The organism is Streptomyces sp. NBC_01429, from assembly GCF_036231945.1.
GTDB lineage: Bacteria > Actinomycetota > Actinomycetes > Streptomycetales > Streptomycetaceae > Streptomyces.
The window spans coordinates 4,322,141-4,338,625 of sequence record NZ_CP109599.1 but is presented as its reverse complement, the minus strand read 5'-3'; the positions used below and the strand labels follow the sequence as shown (position 1 = coordinate 4,338,625).

General features: G+C 70.1%; 18 protein-coding genes. 10 read left to right on the top strand and 8 right to left on the bottom strand.

Annotated features, from left to right (window positions below; translation table 11 throughout):
- Positions 1 to 92 precede the first annotated feature (92 nt).
- From OG627_RS18955 to OG627_RS18930, 6 genes are all read left to right on the top strand, one after another.
- The gene (locus OG627_RS18955; protein WP_329066638.1) at positions 93 to 569 is read left to right on the top strand and encodes a GntR family transcriptional regulator; all 477 of its coding nucleotides are present in this window, start codon (positions 93 to 95) and stop codon (positions 567 to 569) included.
- A complete protein-coding gene (locus OG627_RS18950; protein WP_329066636.1) occupies positions 566 to 1,471 on the top strand; it encodes an ABC transporter ATP-binding protein in 906 nt (301 codons plus the stop codon). Before OG627_RS18955 ends, OG627_RS18950 begins: the two co-directional genes overlap by 4 nt.
- Positions 1,468 to 2,394: an ABC transporter permease gene (locus OG627_RS18945; RefSeq protein WP_329066634.1), complete on the top strand. Its 927-nt coding sequence runs from the start codon at positions 1,468 to 1,470 to the stop codon at positions 2,392 to 2,394. Before OG627_RS18950 ends, OG627_RS18945 begins: the two co-directional genes overlap by 4 nt.
- Positions 2,395 to 2,707: 313 nt before the next feature.
- The gene (locus OG627_RS18940; protein WP_329066632.1) at positions 2,708 to 4,969 is read left to right on the top strand and encodes an RNA degradosome polyphosphate kinase; all 2,262 of its coding nucleotides are present in this window, start codon (positions 2,708 to 2,710) and stop codon (positions 4,967 to 4,969) included.
- 55 nt (positions 4,970 to 5,024) lie between these two features.
- Positions 5,025 to 6,104 (top strand): CHAD domain-containing protein, encoded by a 1,080-nt coding sequence (locus OG627_RS18935; RefSeq protein ID WP_329072789.1) that lies wholly within the window; start codon positions 5,025 to 5,027, stop codon positions 6,102 to 6,104.
- The gene (locus OG627_RS18930; protein ID WP_329066630.1) at positions 6,101 to 6,568 is read left to right on the top strand and encodes an NUDIX hydrolase; all 468 of its coding nucleotides are present in this window, start codon (positions 6,101 to 6,103) and stop codon (positions 6,566 to 6,568) included. Before OG627_RS18935 ends, OG627_RS18930 begins: the two co-directional genes overlap by 4 nt.
- A 45-nt stretch (positions 6,569 to 6,613) precedes the next feature.
- Here OG627_RS18930 and OG627_RS18925 read toward each other — a convergent pair whose 3' ends face one another.
- The 7 genes from OG627_RS18925 to OG627_RS18895 form a co-directional block, all read right to left on the bottom strand.
- A complete protein-coding gene (locus tag OG627_RS18925) occupies positions 6,614 to 7,045 on the bottom strand; it encodes a PPOX class F420-dependent oxidoreductase (protein ID WP_329066627.1) in 432 nt (143 codons plus the stop codon).
- 111 nt (positions 7,046 to 7,156) lie between these two features.
- Positions 7,157 to 7,987, bottom strand: a complete 831-nt coding sequence (locus tag OG627_RS18920) for a JmjC domain-containing protein (protein WP_329066625.1) — start codon at positions 7,985 to 7,987, stop codon at positions 7,157 to 7,159.
- A 112-nt stretch (positions 7,988 to 8,099) separates the two neighbouring features.
- Positions 8,100 to 8,408: a hypothetical protein gene (locus OG627_RS18915; protein WP_329066623.1), complete on the bottom strand. Its 309-nt coding sequence runs from the start codon at positions 8,406 to 8,408 to the stop codon at positions 8,100 to 8,102.
- Between the two features lie 144 nt (positions 8,409 to 8,552).
- Positions 8,553 to 8,789 (bottom strand): DUF397 domain-containing protein, encoded by a 237-nt coding sequence (locus tag OG627_RS18910; protein WP_329066621.1) that lies wholly within the window; start codon positions 8,787 to 8,789, stop codon positions 8,553 to 8,555.
- Positions 8,790 to 8,890: 101 nt separating this feature from the next.
- On the bottom strand, positions 8,891 to 9,742 hold the full coding sequence (locus OG627_RS18905) for a helix-turn-helix domain-containing protein (RefSeq protein WP_329066619.1): 852 nt from the start codon (positions 9,740 to 9,742) through the stop codon (positions 8,891 to 8,893).
- Positions 9,743 to 9,782: 40 nt separating this feature from the next.
- A complete protein-coding gene (locus tag OG627_RS18900) occupies positions 9,783 to 10,310 on the bottom strand; it encodes a DUF6879 family protein (RefSeq protein ID WP_329066618.1) in 528 nt (175 codons plus the stop codon).
- Positions 10,288 to 10,515, bottom strand: coding sequence for a hypothetical protein (locus OG627_RS18895; RefSeq protein ID WP_329066616.1), 228 nt, complete (start codon positions 10,513 to 10,515; stop codon positions 10,288 to 10,290). Before OG627_RS18895 ends, OG627_RS18900 begins: the two co-directional genes overlap by 23 nt.
- Positions 10,516 to 11,012: 497 nt before the next feature.
- Here OG627_RS18895 and pstS point away from each other — a divergent pair, with 497 nt between their 5' ends.
- From pstS to pstB, 4 genes are all read left to right on the top strand, one after another.
- Positions 11,013 to 12,149: a phosphate ABC transporter substrate-binding protein PstS gene (pstS, locus tag OG627_RS18890; RefSeq protein ID WP_329066614.1), complete on the top strand. Its 1,137-nt coding sequence runs from the start codon at positions 11,013 to 11,015 to the stop codon at positions 12,147 to 12,149.
- A gap of 234 nt (positions 12,150 to 12,383) precedes the next feature.
- Positions 12,384 to 13,382, top strand: coding sequence for a phosphate ABC transporter permease subunit PstC (gene pstC, locus OG627_RS18885; protein ID WP_329066612.1), 999 nt, complete (start codon positions 12,384 to 12,386; stop codon positions 13,380 to 13,382).
- Entirely contained in the window at positions 13,379 to 14,461 is a 1,083-nt protein-coding gene (gene pstA, locus OG627_RS18880) for a phosphate ABC transporter permease PstA (protein WP_329066610.1), read from the top strand. Before pstC ends, pstA begins: the two co-directional genes overlap by 4 nt.
- Positions 14,462 to 14,517: 56 nt before the next feature.
- On the top strand, positions 14,518 to 15,294 hold the full coding sequence (gene pstB, locus OG627_RS18875; RefSeq protein ID WP_329066607.1) for a phosphate ABC transporter ATP-binding protein PstB: 777 nt from the start codon (positions 14,518 to 14,520) through the stop codon (positions 15,292 to 15,294).
- 192 nt (positions 15,295 to 15,486) lie between these two features.
- Here the strand turns inward: pstB and OG627_RS18870 are convergent, their stop codons facing one another.
- Complete coding sequence (locus tag OG627_RS18870; RefSeq protein ID WP_329066606.1) at positions 15,487 to 16,485, bottom strand: inorganic phosphate transporter; 999 nt, start codon at positions 16,483 to 16,485, stop codon at positions 15,487 to 15,489.

Sequence of the window (16,485 nt, the reverse complement as noted above, 5' to 3'; positions counted from 1 at the left end):
CCCTGAACGCGGTGCGCGGGTACGGGCGCTTGACGCCGCCGCCTCCGTACGCCACCCTTTCACTACTTCCTTAGTGAAAGGGTGGTTGCGCGGTGATCGAGTACCGCATCGACCGGCGCAGCGGGGTGGCCACCTATCTCCAGATCGTCCAGCAGACCAAGCAGGCCCTGCGCCTGGGCCTGCTGGAACCCGGCGACAAGCTGCCCACGGCCCGCGAGGTCGTGGAGGCCACCGCCGTCAACGCGAACACCGTCCTCAAGGCGTACCGCGAGCTGGAGCGCGAGGGGCTGGCCGAGGGGCGGCGCGGGCTCGGGACGTTCGTACGGGGAACGCTCGGCCGGGGCTCCGAGGACAGCGCGCTACGCGCGGAGCTGGCCGCCTGGACGGACCGGGCCCGCGCCGAGGGTCTGGACCGGGACGACATGGCCGCGCTCTTCACCTCGGTGATGGACGAAGGCTCGAAAGACGGCGCCGCAGCCGGTTTCACGGACGGCAGCACGGACGGCTCCACGTACGGCACCAAGAACGGCTTCGAGAACGGCTTCGAGAACAAGGGGGACGACCGATGACAACGGCCGCGATAGAGGCGACCGGCCTCGGCAAGCGGTACGGACGGGCCGGCCGCAAACACCGCTGGGCGCTGCGCGACTGCTCCTTCCGCGTCCCCGCCGGACGCGTCTGCGCGCTCGTCGGCCCCAACGGCGCCGGCAAGTCCACGCTCCTCGCCCACGCGGCCGGGCTGCTGGCACCCACCGAGGGGGCGCTCCGTACCCTCGGCTCGGCCGAACCCGCCACCGTGCGGGAGCGCGTCGCCTACGTGGCCCAGGACAAGCCGCTGTATCCGCAGCTGACGATCGGCGAGACGCTGCGGATGGGCCGCGAGCTGAACCCCGGGCGCTGGGACGACGCGATCGCCGAGCGGGTCGTCGAGGGCGGAGGGCTCGGCCACGCCCCGCGCGTCCGCTCCCTCTCCGGCGGCCAGCGCACCCGCGTCGCGCTCGCCCTCGCGCTCGGCAAGCGCCCCGAACTCCTCCTGCTGGACGAGCCGATGGCCGACCTCGACCCGCTGGCCCGGCAGCAGCTGATGGGCGTCCTGCTCTCCGACGCGGCGGAGCGCGGCACGACCGTCCTGATCTCCTCGCACATCGTCACCGAGCTGGAGAACGCCTGCGACTATCTGCTGCTCGTGAACGGCGGGCAGGTACGGCTCGGCGGGGAGGTCGAGGACCTTCTCGGCGCGCACACCCTGGTGACCGGCCCCACGGCCGACCTGGCACCGCACACCGTCGTCGAATCCCGCCCCTCGGGACGCGGGTTCACCACGCTGGTACGCCCCGACGGCCCACTGGCCGACGACTGGCGGACGGCCGATCCGTCCCTGGAGGAACTCCTGCTCGCGCATCTGCGCTCGCCGGAGGCGCCGGTACTGCTCACGCCGTCCGCCACGACGAAGACGGAGGTGGCGGCATGAGCGCGCCGACCCTGCGCGGCCGGGCGCCGGCCCTGCGCGGCCCGGACTGGGTGACCGGGCGGCTGCACCGCCGCTCGCTGTGGGCGGCTCTGGTGATCCTGGTGCTGCTGGTGGGGGCCCTGCTCGGCCTGTGGTGGATCACCAACGCCGCGCACACCGACTTCGCCGCCACCGGATGCCCTGTCAACGACGGCCCGGCCGAGTGCGACGTACCGACCCGGCACTACTGGGACGCCGAGTACCGTTTCCGCGCACTGCTCCAGATCCTCGATCTGCTGCTGCCGGTCCTGCCCGCGGCCGTCGGCGCGTTCGTATCGGGCCCGGTCATCGCCCGGGAGCTGGAGAACGGCACGTACAAGCTCGCCTGGACGCAGTCCGGCTCCCCCGCCCGCTGGCTCCTGTCGCGGCTCGCCCTGCCGACGGTGTGGGCGGTGACGCTCACGGCGGCGTTCACCGTGGCGTACCGGCTGGCCTGGGTGCACGGACCGCACCTCGTCTACGAAGCGCACTGGTACGACGACTTCTACTACCTCGGGCTCGGTCCGGTCCTGGTGGGGTACGTGGTCCTCGGCATCGCGGCCGGCGCGCTGGTGGCGCTGCTGACGCGCGGGACCGCCGTGGCGATGGCGGTGACCGCGGTGGCCGTGGAGGCGATCCTGCTGGCCTTCTCGATCGAGCTGCGGGGCCTGCTGCTGCCGGTCACGAGAGTGACGGGCGAGGAGCAGCGGCCGGACAACAGCTGGGTGGTCGACTGGGGCAGGGTGGAGGTTCCCGGCGCGCCCGGAACCCACACCACGTACCACGAGTACCACCCGTCCTCGCATTTCTGGCCGCTCCAGCTCATCGAGACCGGCGTTCTGCTGGCGCTGGCGGCACTGGCGGTCCTCGCGGCGTTCCGGGTGCTGCGGCGACTGCACGCCTGATCGCGCGCGTACGCCCGGCGGCGAGGACGAGAGCCGGCGGGGGCGGCACCGGTACGGGGGTCCGGTGCCACCCCGCCCTCGCCGTACCACCCCGCAGGTCCCCGTACGCCCCCCGCCGGTCCCCGTACCACCCCCGCCGGTCCCCGCTCCGCTTCCTTATACGTCATGTCCCCGTTACCGGCCATTCAGCCGCCCTTGCGACCCTCTCCCAATGCAGCCCGCTGTGCCCCCCACACCGAGGAACGGCAGGATCCACCTCACCCCGGCTCTCTCCGACGCGCCTGTCGTCCCCTCCGAGCGGCACCATGGAGACATGAGCCAGCAGCAGCCCGCCGGGGTACCGGCCCGCAGCCCGCACCCCCAGCCCCAGCCCCCGCAGCAGCCCTCCGTGGGCTTCATAGCAGCGCGCCGGCCCCATACGGTCGCGGCCACGGGCTCGGCGGGCGATCTCGAACCCGATCTGGACTCCGACCTCGACGTGTACGAGGAGAGCGCGCACCCGGACGGTACGGAGCTGCCCCAGGGCCGGTTCCTGGACCGGGAGCGCAGTTGGCTCGCGTTCAACGAACGCGTTCTGGAGCTGGCCGAGGACCCGGCCACCCCACTCCTCGAACGGGCGAACTTCCTCGCGATCTTCGCGTCCAACCTGGACGAGTTCTTCATGGTCAGGGTCGCCGGCCTCAAACGGCGTATCGCCACCGGAGTGGCCACCCGCTCCGCCTCCGGCCTCCAGCCGCGCGAGGTGCTGGACCTGATCTGGACCCGCTCCCGGGAACTCATGGCCCGGCACGCCGCCTGCTACCAGCAGGACGTCGCCCCCGCGCTGGCCGACGAGGGCATCCACATCATCCGCTGGCCCGAGCTGACCGAGAAGGAGCAGGCGCGCCTGTTCACCCTCTTCCGCCAGCAGATCTTCCCGGTCCTCACCCCGCTCGCCGTGGACCCGGCCCACCCCTTCCCGTACATCTCCGGCCTCTCCCTGAACCTGGCCGTCGTCGTACGCAACCCGGTCACCGGCCACCGCCACTTCGCGCGCGTCAAGGTGCCGCCGCTGCTCTCCCGCTTCCTCGAAGCCTCGCCGCAGCGCTACGTGCCGCTCGAAGACGTGATCGCGGCGCATCTGGAGGAGCTGTTCCCGGGGATGGAGGTGCTCGCGCACCACATGTTCCGGGTCACCCGCAACGAGGACCTGGAGGTCGAGGAGGACGACGCCGAGAACCTCCTGAAGGCGCTGGAGAAGGAGCTGATGCGGCGCCGCTTCGGGCCGCCGGTGCGCCTGGAGGTCGAGGAGTCCATCGACCCGTACATCCTCGATCTGCTGGTACGCGAGCTGAAGGTGTCCGACGCCGAGGTCTATCCGCTGCCGGGGCCGCTCGACCTCACGGCGCTGTTCGGGATCTCGGCGCTGGACCGGCCCGAGCTGAAGTTCCCCAAGTTCATCGCGGGCACGCACCGCGATCTCGCCGAGGTGGAGTCCGCGTCGGCGCCGGACATCTTCGCGGCGCTGCGCGAGCGCGATGTCCTGCTGCACCACCCGTACGACTCGTTCTCCACCTCCGTCCAGGCGTTCCTGGAGCAGGCGGCGGCCGATCCGGACGTCCTCGCCATCAAGCAGACGCTGTACCGGACGTCGGGCGACTCGCCGATAGTGGACGCGCTGATCGACGCCGCCGAGTCGGGCAAGCAGGTCCTGGTACTGGTCGAGATCAAGGCCCGCTTCGACGAGCAGGCGAACATCAAGTGGGCGCGCAAGCTGGAGGAGTCCGGCTGCCATGTCGTCTACGGCCTGGTCGGGCTGAAGACGCACTGCAAGCTCTCGCTGGTCGTCCGGCAGGAGGGCGAGAACCTGCGCCGCTACAGCCACGTCGGCACCGGCAACTACCACCCGAAGACGGCGCGGCTGTACGAGGACCTCGGGCTGCTCACGGCGGACCCGCAGGTCGGCGCGGACCTCTCCGACCTGTTCAACCGGCTCTCGGGCTACTCGCGCCGGGAGACGTACCGACGGCTGCTGGTCGCGCCGAAGTCGCTGCGCGACGGGCTGGTCTCCCGGATCAACAAGGAAGCCGCGCACCAGCGCGCCGGGCGTCCCGCCTATGTCCGTATCAAGGTCAACTCGATGGTCGACGAGGCCGTCATCGACGCCTGCTACCGGGCGGCGCAGGCGGGCGTGCCGGTGGACATCTGGGTGCGCGGGATCTGCGCGGTACGGCCGGGGGTGGCGGGGCTCTCGGAGAACATCCGGGTGCGCTCGGTGCTGGGCCGCTTCCTGGAGCACTCCCGGGTCTTCGCCTTCGGCAACGGCGGGGAGCCCGAGGTGTGGCTCGGCAGCGCCGACATGATGCACCGCAATCTGGACCGCCGTATCGAGGCACTGGTACGGATCACCGACCCGGCCCACCGCGCGGCGATCACCCGGCTGCTGGAGACCGGGATGTCCGACACGACGTCCTCCTGGCACCTGGGCGCGGACGGCAACTGGACCCGGCACTCCACGGACGCGGAGGGCCAGCCGCTGCGGCACGTACAGGAAATGCTCATTGACGCGCGGAGGCGCCGGCGTGCAGCACCATGAAGTGGACACCGACCGAGCCGCCGCCCCGGTGAGCGCCGACGAACGGGCCGAAGGGCTGAGCGAAGGACTCGGCGGGAGACTCAGCGGAGGCGACCTCCTCGCCGGGTATCTGCACTCGCGCGCCGGTGACTTCCTGCGCGGACTGCGGGTGTACGGGGAGAGCGGCGCGGACACCGCGTCGGCCGAGGCGGCGGCCCGCACGCTGCGCGGCGCGGCGCGCAGGATCGGCGGCGGGCTGCACACGTTCCGGCCGCTGCTGGACCCCGGCTGGGCCGACCCGTTCCGTACGGAGCTGGGCTGGCTCTCCGGCACCCTGGCCCAGGAGCACGCCTGCACGGCGCGGCTGCACCGGCTGCTCGGGGCGCTGGCCCGGCTGTCGGGCGGCGGGACCGGCGGGGCGGAGCTGCCGGGGGCCCGTACGGAGACACCGCCGGGCGGTCCGCTCCTGGCAGGTCAGCCAGCGGCTGGTGCTCCCCTGTCCGGCCCTCCCCCGGCCGGTCCGCCGCCGGGCGCGCTGACGGTCGGGGCGTCCCGCGCGGGCGCGCTGCTCGAACGCCAACTGACCCTGGCCCGTACCCGCGCCCACTCGGCGACGCTCCAGGCGCTCGGCTCGTCCCGCTTCCACGCGGTGGCCGACACCGTGGCCGTACTCGCCTCCGAAGTCCTGCTGTCACCGCTCGCCGAGGCCCCCGCCGCCGAGATCCTGACCGCCTCGGTGGAGGCCACCGAGCACCGGCTGCTGGACGCCGTGGCCGCCCTCCCGCTGGCCCGCGCGGCCCATCCGTACAACTCCGACGCCCTGGTGCACGGCCTGGCCACCGCGTCCGACGGCGAGGCGCAGGACGCCCCCTGGCACCACGTACGCCGGCTCCTGCGCATGCACCGCTACGCCCGGGAGGTCTGGTGCGAGGGCCTGCCCCCCGACCCGGCGCTACGGGCCGCCGGCCAGGCCCTGGACCGCCACCGCGACGCCGCCGAGGCGGCCGCCGCCGCAGCGAACGCGGCCCGCACCCCCCGTATCGCCCCCGCGACGGCCTACGCGCTCGGCATCCTCCACGCCGACCAGCGCCACGAGGTCGAGGCCGCCCGCTACGCCTTCCAGCAGCTCTGGCACCAGACGGCGGCCCACCGATGACGGCCACCCCGGGCACCCCGGGCACCCCGGGCACCCCGAGCCCCGGCCCAGGCCCCGGCCTCGTACGCGCGGCGGGCTGCGTCCTGTGGCGCCGGGCCCCCTCCGCGACGGACGGGATCGAGATCTGCCTGGTCCATCGCCCCAAGTACGACGACTGGTCCCACCCGAAGGGCAAACTCAAGCGCGGCGAATCCCCCCTGACGGCGGCGGTCCGCGAAGTACGGGAGGAAACGGGCCACCCCTGCACCCCGGGCCCCCTCCTCGACACCGTCCGCTACCTGGCCCAGGGCCGCCCCAAGGAGGTCACCTACTGGGCGGCCGAGGCGGCCACGGGCACCTTCACCCCGAACCACGAGGTCGACCAGGTCCTCTGGCTCCCCCCACCCACAGCCCGCCCCCGCCTCACCCAACCCAGGGACCGCCTCCTGCTGGACGCCCTGCTGGCCTCACCGCACACGACGTGAGCGGACACCCGCGGCTCGGACGCCGGCAGCTCGCACGCCCGCAGGTCAACGGACCTTGGAGCCGTACACGTTGTCGACCGTCAGCGTGATCAGCACGCGTCGGTCGGACACCATGACCGACCGGTACTCGTCCCAGTCCGGGTGCTCGCCGGCAGTGGCGCGGTAGTAGTCCACCAGTGCCTGGACCTCGGGACCGTGCGGGTCGGTCCCCGGCCCGATGAGCGTGACCGAGCCCTCGGCAGTGGCCCACGCCCAACCGTCCGGGCTGGTCACCTCCAACGCGGCCCGAGGATCACGGCGCAGGTTGGCCGTCTTGGCGGTCGCCTCGGTCGAGGACACCCGGATGACACCGGCGTCCCGGTCGTACGACGGCATGACGGGCGAAAGCTGAGGGCGGCCATCGGCCTTGATCGTCGCGAGCACACCGAGGCGGCTGTCCGCGAGCAGCGCGTGCGGGTCAAAAGAAGTGTCTGCCATGTCCGGCCCAACCCGTAACGCGGTGACCCGTATTCCGGGATTCCACCGCCCTGGTCCCGGTCCGCCCGTACGGCCCAAGCCGACATGCGGCCGACCGGCCGGAAGGTCGGGTCAGCTCAGGTACTCCAGCTCCGTCCTCGCGGCCCGGCGCACGGCCACGGCGATGTCGTCCATGTCCAGGGCACCGAGGTACCGCACAAGGGCGTCCCGGGTCTCCCGTACCCGCTCGGCCAGCGCCGCACCGGCGATGTCGCCCGGCAGAACGATCCGGCGGAACGCCGGCTCCTCGATCGCTCCCGCGATCAGCTTCTCGGCCAGCCACAGCGGGGTGCGCTCCCGGATGGCGAAGGTCAAGTGGACGCTGTGCGCGTCAGGATCGGCCACGTACGGGTTGTGAACCCAGCCCCTCGGCAGCAGGAGCGACTGCCCGGGCCGAAGGTCGATCTCGATATCCGGGCCTGCCGCGTCCCATCCCGGGATGTAGTCCTCCCGCCACACGCGCCAGCTCTCGTTGAACTCCCGCATCGGTGCTTCCACCGGAGGAAGCCACAACTGCCACCGCTTGATGCCCGAGATCTGCGCGATCACAGCCAGCTGCTGGTCCCAGTGGTGACGCAGGCCCTGATTGCCGGGCGGGGTCATGAAGGCGTGCACGTAGTTGGAGTAACCCGTCTCCTGCTGGATGTCCCGGGAGACCGCTGCCAAGAAGGGAACGACCCGTTGCAGATTGCCCAGCCTGATGGTGTGGCCACGGTCGTGGAGCGCGCGCAGTTTGGCGGGGTCCGTACGCCCGTGCGTCATGAACGCGTCCCGGTTCAGCGACGGGCCGGGCGCCTTCACCACGGCGATCTCGCTCGCGGGCACGCAGCCGCTGTCGACGTAGTCGTTCAGGAACACCGAGGTGATGATGCGGTCCAGTTCGGTGGCGCCGCGCTCGTACACTCGCGGCTCCTGTGGCCAATGAGTCAGAAGATCAGCGACGCCGTCCTCGGAAAGGAGCAGGCTGAGCGACATGGCGGCCTCTCGACGAGCGACGAATACACGGACGGGCCGGTCAGGCCGGTGAGAGCGGGCACGGAATCCCGGAATGGAAGCGGTGGGGACAGCAGACCACCGCGAACGACACCAGGTTCGTCGATTTGGTGTAGTGGACCCACACGACATCGTTTCCGCGCGGAAGGTCGTCCTCCGCGTATGCGGCCTTCGTGCCGAGATCGGTGTAGGCCTGACTGCCGTCGGCACGGTCGAAGGGCTGGTGCGCGCCGTGCGTCTTCTTCAGCCAGTCGACCGCATCGACGGCATCTGTCCAGGTCAGGTGCGCCTCAGCCTGGTCTCTGCGCATCAGCCAATGCCCCGTCTGCATGGGCGGCAAAGGCGAGGCGAGGAACGCCCGGGTCTGCTCGTCGTTGGGGTGTGCCCCCGGGCGGCGTAGTCCCTCCTGCCCGTAGGTGTGCCTACTGCCGGTCCACGGACCGTACCCGTGCCAGTGTCCTGACCAGTTCACCGATCAGCCCGCCAGGCCCTGCCGCTTGACCCATCCGGCGGCGAAGCCGTTCAGCTCCGCTTCCGTGAAGCGCAGTTCGCGACCGGCGCCCTCGGGCTTGCTGTCCCGGAGGACGTACGCGAACGTCGCGCCGGGGACAGCGGCGATCTCGACGCACGACTCGTGCTCACCGCCGAGGTTGCCGCCGCAGAAGCTCTCGAACGCGGCTTCCTCCGTGGGGAGGCTGTAGAGACCGCTCATGGATGGTCCTCCTGAGACGTCCGGTGTGCGGGGATCCGATGACTGGAGCATCGGTCCGCGGCATCGTGGGCCTCAAGGGACTTCTACGGACTTGCGTGGATTCACCCGAGTGCGTCGATCGCCGCGGTGATCAGATTGCGGGCGCCCGCTCCGTACACCGCGGCGCCGGCCAGCACTTGGAACGTACGTGTGTACTCGGCGACTTCACACGGCTGTGTCACCGTGAGGTTCGCGGACACCAGCTCCACGGAGACCTGTTCGTCGTCGAAGACACAGAAAGACTCGGTCGGCCAGGCGTTGCCACGCTCGATCCCCATGGGAATGACTCCGAGGCTAACGGAGGGCAGGGACGCCACCGTGATGAGGCGATCGAGCTGCCCGGCCATCACGCGGGGGTCACCGATCACGGTGCGGAGGACCCACTCCTCGATGAGCATGGCGAATCGCTGACGCCCCGAGTGAAGGATCCGCTGCCGTTCCATACGCACCGCGACGGCGGCGTCCACGTCGTCCGGAGCCCCCCGCAGGGCCACCACCGTGCTGAGTACAGAGCGGGTGTAATCGGGAGTCTGGAGCAGACCGGGTACGACCCACGACTGGTAGAAGTGGAAGCGCCGGGTTCTCTCGAAGAGAGGGCGTACCGACTCCTGCACGTGTTTCAGGCCGCCCCGCTCCAGCCGCCGCCACTCGACGTACATCCCCTCGATGCCGCGAGCGGTCGCGACGAGGTCGGCGTTCCGCTCCTCCGCCCGGCACAGCCTGGTCCAGACGCGAATGTCGGCATCGGACGGCGTGGTCCTGCCGTTCTCGATGCGCGACGTCTTGGACTCGTGCCACCCGGCCGCCGCCGCCAGAGCGCGCGCCGTCATCCCGGAGTCCTTCCGGATCTCGCGCAGGCGCGATCCGAGGGCTTCCTTGGCTCTCCGCACGTTGGACGGCGACGACTGGGCCACGGGTCCGCTGTCTCCGCCTCACTCGTAGTCGCGGAACGATTCAGGACGGCTCGTACTCCTCGTGCGGAACCGCCCGCTCCCACACCGCCTCGAAGGCTGCCGAGCAGAGCCGTACAACAGCGGGATCGGCCGTACGCTCCTCGTCGCCTTCCGGGGACAGCTCCCCTTCCCCGGTGAAGTGGAGGAAGACGACCAGGCTGTCGTCGAACAGCCAGAAGTCGTTCCCCGGGAGGGCCAGCTCCGAAGCCCGGCGGCGGGGAAGCCAGCGGACCAGTTCGCCGCCCGCGCTGTTCCCGGCCGTCAGGTGGTGCTCGAACCGGATGTAGTCACTGATCGGCTCGGAGACGATCCGAGCCCGGCGAACCTCGACCCCACGGCCGGTGATCTCCCGCATCAACTCCAGCCAGGGCCGCTGATCCGGATCGTTTTCGGCGCAGACACTGCTCCGGTCCTGCTGCCAGGCGGCGAAGCGCGGATCCGACCGCATATAGCCGTCCCGCATCTCCAGGTGCACCGCCGACCGCTTGGCCAGGCGGAACAGCTCGTCAAACGTCGGTTCCACTGTCACCGCCGGCCTCCGGGAAGAACTGCGCCATGTACGTGGGAATCTCCACGACGGTCTCGTGGCCGGGCAGATCCAACTGCGACAGCCGCTCCTCGTCAAGCACCTTCAAGCCCTGGACCAGGTACTTGTCCGCCACGTCGTCGTAATACACGGTCGCTGACTTGCCTTCGGGAGAATTCGGGTCCTTGCCCAGCATGTGCAGGGTCATGATGACCTCCAGTGCCGCGTCGGACGATCAATGCGTCTCAGCTTGCGTCGTACTCACTCGCCAAGACAGAGACTTGCGTGAACTTGCACCGATTCACGCTTCGGAGACGGTCGGCGAGCGCCTTCCGGAGCCCCCGGGCGCTCTCAGGTGTGCGACTCGGGGAGGAAGAAGTCGGCGGACTCCGCCGGAAAGCTCGTCCCGCCGCGGCATGCGGGGGGGCATCGCCGATCTTGTGCCCCGAGGGACGCCGCCCCCTCCCCGCCGGTTCCCGCGGGTTCCCCCACCTGCCGGTTCCCGCCGGTTCCCGCCGCGCGGAGAGGCCCGCACCAGGCCGCCCGCCACGGTTCACCTCCCGTTCACTCGTCCCCGTCGACGGCTTCACCTGTTCTGCCTAATTTCGGCCTTACACGGTGCGCGGATGGCCGCCGCACCCACCACCACCTCGCACGCCGCCGTAGAACGAAAGACACCGGCGGCTTCTGGAAGGAACACCCGAAGTGAAGCTTCAGCGCAAGAACGGGCTGCGCGCCACCGCGCTCGGTGCCCTCGCCGTCTCCGGCGCCCTGGTTCTCACGGCGTGCGGCTCGGACAACAACACCGACGGTTCCGGCGACGCGGCGAAGCAGACCACCGCGGCTTCGAGCGCGATGTGCAAAGACGCCAAGGGGGAGCTGCTCGCCTCCGGCTCCAGCGCACAGAAGAACGCCATGGACCTCTGGGTCAAGAACTACATGGCCACGTGTTCCGGCGTGCAGGTCAACTACCGGTCGTCCTCCTCCGGTGAGGGCATCGTCGCGTTCAACCAGGGCACCGTCGGCTTCGCCGGTTCCGACTCGGCGCTCAAGCCCGAAGAGGTCGCCGACTCGAAGAAGACCTGCACGGACGGCGGCCAGGGCATCAACCTGCCGATGGTCGGCGGCCCCATCGCGATCGGCTACCACCTGGAGGGCGTGGACAGCCTGGTCCTCGACGCCCCCACGCTCGCCAAGATCTTCGACAGCAAGATCAAGAACTGGGACGACGCGGCGATCAAGAAGCTCAACCCCGACGCCAAGCTCCCGAACAAGCCGATCCAGGCGTTCCACCGCTCCGAGGACTCCGGCACCACGCAGAACCTCGGCAAGTACCTGAACGCCACCGCCGCCTCGGACTGGAAGTACGAGGCCGAGAAGAAGTGGCCGGCCCCGGGCGGCCAGGCCGCGTCCGGCTCGTCCGGCGTCGCCACCCAGGTGAAGCAGGTCGACGGCTCGATCGGTTACTTCGAGCTGTCCTACGCCACCTCGCAGAAGATCTCCACCGTCAAGATCGACACCGGCGCCAGCGCCCCGGTCGAGGCGACCTCCGAGAACGCGTCCAAGGCCATCGCCGCCGCCAAGATCAAGGGCACCGGCAAGGACCTGGCGCTGGACCTCGACTACACCACCAAGGCCGACGGTGCCTACCCGATCGTCCTGGTGACGTACGAGATCGCCTGCGACAAGGGCAACAAGCCCGACTCCCTCGCCACGGTCAAGTCCTTCCTGACCTACACCTCCAGCGACGAGGGCCAGAAGCTGCTCTCCGAGGCCGGCTACGCGCCGATCCCGGCGGAGATCAACGCCAAGGTCCGCGAGACGGTCGCCTCCCTCAGCTGAGGACCGGCGACACCGCACGGCAGACGGCTCCTCCCGGGGGCGGGTCCACACCACCGCCCCCGGGGTCAGCCCCAAGCCCCCCGGCCCGGCCCGGCCGAACCAACCCGGACCGGCCGACCCCGGCCCGACCGACCGACCACCCGGCCCGGCCCAACCGGCCGACCCGCCCCATCCCCCCCCATCCGGTGCACCGCCGCCAGGGGAGCCCCGCTCCCCCACACAGACCGGAAAGACATGGCTTCCACCACACCGATAGACACCCCGCCGGCCCCGCCGGCCCCACCCGGCCCCTCCCTCAGCGGTTCCACCGGGCGCGCGGGCGACAAGATCTTCTCGGGCCTCTCCAAGGGCTCGGGCATTCTGCTGCTCGTGGTCATGGCGTCGATCGCGGGGTTCCTGACCTACCGCGCCGCCATCGCCATCTCCAAGGACCAGGGCAACTTCTTCACCACGTTCGACTGGAACCCCTCCGCGAACCCGCCGGTCTTCGGCATCGCGGTCCTGCTCTTCGGCACGGTCGTCAGCTCGATCATCGCGATGGTCATCGCGGTTCCGATCGCTGTCGGCATCGCGCTGTTCATCTCGCACTACGCGCCGCGCAAGGTGGCGGCCCCGCTCGCCTACGTCGTGGACCTGCTGGCCGCAGTGCCGAGCATCATCTACGGCATCTGGGGCGCCCTCGTCCTCGTCCCGTACCTCGGCGGCCTCAACGTCTGGCTCGACCAGTACTTCGCCTGGACGTACATCTTCGACCAGACGCAGCCCGGCGTGGCCCGCAACATGCTCACCGTCGGCATCCTGCTGGCGATCATGATCCTGCCGATCGTGACCAGCGTCAGCCGGGAGGTCTTCCTCCAGGTCCCGCGGATGAACGAGGAGGCGGCGCTCGCGCTCGGCGCGACGCGCTGGGAGGTCATCCGGCTCTCCGTGCTGCCCTTCGGACGCTCCGGCGTCATCTCCGCGTCCATGCTGGGACTCGGCCGCGCGCTCGGCGAGACGATGGCCGTCGCCACGGTCCTCTCCCCGAACTATCTGATCTCGCTCCATCTGCTCGACCCGGGCGGCGGCACGTTCGCCCAGAACATCGCGGCGAAGTTCGACGAGGCCAACCCGCTCGGGCGTGACGCCCTGATCGCCTCCGGCCTGGTCCTCTTCGTCCTCACCCTGCTGGTGAACGGTGCGGCCCGGCTGATCATCGCGCGCCGCAAGGAGTACTCGGGGGCCAACGCATGAGCCACACAGCCATGAAGGACGCGCACACCCCGGTGGAGCCGTCGGGCGGCGGCCGGGGAAGCCTCAGCCAGCGCAGTCTGCCGCGCTGGGCACCGGCCGGGTTCGCGGCGGCCGGCCTCGCCATCGGCGCGGGCGTCGGCGCGGGCGCGGGCCTGAGCAGCAAGGTCCAGTGGGGCCTGATCGCCGTCGTGGCCTTCCTCGTCATCTCGTACGCCGTCACCACGGTGGTGGAGAACCGCCGCCAGGCCAAGGACCGGCTCGCCACCAGCGTCGTCTGGGTGTGCTTCGTCCTCGCCGTCATCCCGCTGGTCTCGCTGCTCTGGACCACCATCAGCCGCGGTGCGCACTCCCTGGACTTCCACTTCCTGACGCACTCCATGGCGGGAGTCATCGGGACGGATCCGAACGGCGGCGTCTACCACGCGCTGATCGGCACCCTGGAGCAGGTCGGCATCGCCACCGTGATCGCCACGCCGATCGGGCTGCTCACCGCCGTCTATCTGGTGGAGTACGGCAAGGGCGCGCTGGCCAGAGCCGTCACGTTCTTCGTGGACGTCATGACCGGCATCCCGTCCATCGTCGCGGGCCTGTTCATCCTGTCGATCATGCTGATGGCCAAGATCGGCCCGTCCGGGCTGATGGGCGCGATCGCCCTCAGCATCCTGATGGTGCCGGTCGTGGTGCGCTCCACCGAGGAGATGCTCAAGCTCGTACCGAACGAGCTGCGCGAGGCCGCGCTCGCCCTGGGCGTGCCGAAGTGGCGCATGATCCTCAAGGTCGTCCTGCCGACCGCGGTCGGCGGCATCTCCACCGGGGTCATGCTCGCCATCGCCCGCATCGCCGGTGAGACCGCGCCGGTCATCCTGCTCGTCTACGGCAGCCAGTTCATCAACATGGACCCGTTCAACGGTGCCCAGTCCTCGCTGCCCTTCTACATTTACGAGCAGTACAAGATCGGCGAGGTCGAGTCGATCAACCGGGCCTGGTCGGCGGCTCTCCTGCTGATCGCGTTCGTGATGGTCCTCAACCTGGTGGCGCGCGGCATCGCCCGCTGGAAGGCACCCAAGACCGGCCGCTGAGGCCCCGATATCCGGCTCCGCCGCCGCGGGGCCCACCGGAAAGAAGCAGTGATCCCATGGCCAAGCGCATCGACGTCAGCGGCCTGACCGCCTACTACGGCTCCCACCGCGCCATCGACGACATCTCCATGACCGTGGAGCCCCGCTCCGTGACGGCCTTCATCGGCCCGTCCGGCTGCGGCAAGTCCACCTTCCTGCGCACCCTGAACCGCATGCACGAGGTCACCCCCGGTGGCCGCGTGGAGGGCAAGGTGCTGCTGGACGACGAGAACCTGTACGGCGCGCACGTCGACCCGGTCGCGGTCCGCCGTACGGTCGGCATGGTCTTCCAGCGCCCGAACCCGTTCCCCACCATGTCGATCTTCGACAATGTCGCGGCAGGACTGCGGCTCAACGGCATGGCCCGCAAGAGCGATCTGGCGGAGACCGTCGAGAAGTCCCTCAAGGGCGCCAACCTCTGGAACGAGGTCAAGGACCGCCTCAACAAGCCCGGCTCCGGTCTCTCCGGCGGCCAGCAGCAGCGCCTGTGCATCGCCCGCGCGATCGCGGTCGAGCCGCAGGTCCTGCTGATGGACGAGCCGTGCTCCGCCCTCGACCCGATCTCGACCCTCGCCATCGAGGACCTGATCGGGGAGCTGAAGGAGCGCTTCACGATCGTCATCGTGACGCACAACATGCAGCAGGCGGCGCGCGTCTCGGACCGTACGGCCTTCTTCAACCTGGCGGCCGTCGGCCAGCCCGGCAAGCTGGTCGAGATAGACGAGACCGAGCGGATCTTCGCCAACCCGTCCGTGCAGGCCACGGAGGACTACATCTCCGGCCGCTTCGGCTAGAGCCGGTCCGGACCAGTCCGGTCCGATCCGGTCCAGATCTGTCCGGATCTGTCCGGTCCGGTCCACGGGTAGAGCGATCCAGCGTCCTGCGGTGCTGCATGGCGGTGCCACCGCAAGACGAAGGGCCCGCCCCTCTCCCAGGGGGGCGGGCCCACACATGCTCATGCGGTCGTACGCGTACGCGCCTTACCGTCAGCCGAACGCCAGGTTCACGATCCAGAAGCTCAGCGCCGCCACCAGCGCCGCCGCCGGCATCGTGATGAACCAGCCCAGGATGATGTTCTTGGCGATCCCCCAGCGCACCGCCTTGACCCGCTTCGTCGCGCCCACGCCCATGATCGCGGAGGTGATCACATGCGTCGTGGAGATCGGGGCGTGGAAGAGGAAGGCCGAGCCGAACATGATGGACGCGCCCGTGGTCTCCGCCGCGAACCCCTGCGGCGGGTCCAGCTCGATGATCTTGCGGCCCAGGGTGCGCATGATGCGCCAGCCGCCCGCGTACGTGCCGAGCGACAGCATCAGCGCGCAGACGACCTTCACCCAGACCGGAATGGCGTCGCCCTGCCCCTCGACATCGGCGATGACCAGCGCCATCACCACGATGCCCATGGTCTTCTGCGCGTCCTGGAGACCGTGGCCGAGCGCCATTCCCGCCGCCGACACGGTCTGCGCTATGCGGAAACCGCGCTTGGCCTTGTGCGGGTTGGTCCTGCGGAAGATCCACATGATGCCGACCATCACCAGATAGCCGAAGACCAGCCCGATCACCGGGGAGATGAACATCGGGATGACGATCTTCTCCAGCACCCCGCTCCAGATCACCTCCGTACCACCGGCCAGCGCCGCTCCCACCATGCCGCCGAACAGCGCGTGCGAGGACGAGGACGGCAGCCCGAAGTACCAGGTGACCAGGTTCCAGACGATCGCGCCGACGAGCGCGGAGAAGAGGATGCCCATCCCCCGCGAACCGTGCGGTGTGGCGATCAGCCCCTCGCTGACGGTCTTGGCGACGCCCTGGCCCAGGAAGGCACCGGCGAGGTTCATCACCGCGGCCATCGCGAGGGCCGCGCGCGGGGTGAGCGCCCGGGTGGACACCGACGTCGCGATGGCGTTCGCGGAGTCGTGGAAGCCGTTCGTGTACGTGAAGCCGAGCGCGACACCAATGGTCACGATCAGCGCAAAGGTGTCCAC

What these genes read in the sequence shown, in the direction of transcription:
- OG627_RS18945 (WP_329066634.1), top strand. Translation starts at nt 1,468, where the DNA reads ATGAGCGCGCCGACCCTGCGCGGCCGGGCGCCGGCCCTGCGCGGCCCG.
- pstB (WP_329066607.1), top strand. Translation starts at nt 14,518, where the DNA reads ATGGCCAAGCGCATCGACGTCAGCGGCCTGACCGCCTACTACGGCTCC.
- OG627_RS18915 (WP_329066623.1), bottom strand. Translation starts at nt 8,408, where the DNA reads ATGCAGACGGGGCATTGGCTGATGCGCAGAGACCAGGCTGAGGCGCAC.
- OG627_RS18910 (WP_329066621.1), bottom strand. Translation starts at nt 8,789, where the DNA reads ATGAGCGGTCTCTACAGCCTCCCCACGGAGGAAGCCGCGTTCGAGAGC.
- OG627_RS18930 (WP_329066630.1), top strand. Translation starts at nt 6,101, where the DNA reads ATGACGGCCACCCCGGGCACCCCGGGCACCCCGGGCACCCCGAGCCCC.
- OG627_RS18895 (WP_329066616.1), bottom strand. Translation starts at nt 10,515, where the DNA reads ATGACCCTGCACATGCTGGGCAAGGACCCGAATTCTCCCGAAGGCAAG.
- pstC (WP_329066612.1), top strand. Translation starts at nt 12,384, where the DNA reads ATGGCTTCCACCACACCGATAGACACCCCGCCGGCCCCGCCGGCCCCA.
- OG627_RS18950 (WP_329066636.1), top strand. Translation starts at nt 566, where the DNA reads ATGACAACGGCCGCGATAGAGGCGACCGGCCTCGGCAAGCGGTACGGA.
- pstA (WP_329066610.1), top strand. Translation starts at nt 13,379, where the DNA reads ATGAGCCACACAGCCATGAAGGACGCGCACACCCCGGTGGAGCCGTCG.
- OG627_RS18925 (WP_329066627.1), bottom strand. Translation starts at nt 7,045, where the DNA reads ATGGCAGACACTTCTTTTGACCCGCACGCGCTGCTCGCGGACAGCCGC.
- OG627_RS18940 (WP_329066632.1), top strand. Translation starts at nt 2,708, where the DNA reads ATGAGCCAGCAGCAGCCCGCCGGGGTACCGGCCCGCAGCCCGCACCCC.